Raw genomic sequence first — 398 nt, forward strand, 5'->3', positions numbered from 1 at the left:
TCAATAAGCTATGGGTTGGCTTAGGCCATAGTGTTTGTTTGGAAAGTATTTCGTTTACTGGTTTGGAGTTTATTGCGTACTAGCCCTTCTAGCATAGATACGCCCGCGCGAACGCCATCAACGACAGGCAAATTGAGTTTGTGGCTAAAGTGACTTTGTTGTTGGGTGAGTCCTGCGCATCCAAAGACAAGCACTTCGGCTTCGCTGTGTTGAAGGATGGCTTCTGCACGGGCGACCAAGTGGGCTCGCTCGGATTCTGATAAGGCCTCTAGTGCTAATACGGGTATACAAGCGGCATACACCCCTTTGCATTGCCGCTCAAAGCCGTAGTTTATAGCGTTTTGGGAGAGTATTGCGATGGACTTAGATTGCGCGGTTAGGATAGCAAACCCATAACC

General features: G+C 48.7%; 1 protein-coding gene. It reads right to left on the reverse strand.

The features are described 5' to 3' along the window. Window positions 1-20: 20 nt before the first annotated feature. Window positions 21-398: aspartate/glutamate racemase family protein (locus Q4528_RS12765; protein WP_303521847.1), on the reverse strand; the 378-nt coding region annotated here is incomplete at its 5' end.

The sequence above is a fragment of the Staphylococcus pasteuri genome (assembly GCF_030547725.1).
Lineage (GTDB): Bacteria > Bacillota > Bacilli > Staphylococcales > Staphylococcaceae > Staphylococcus > Staphylococcus pasteuri.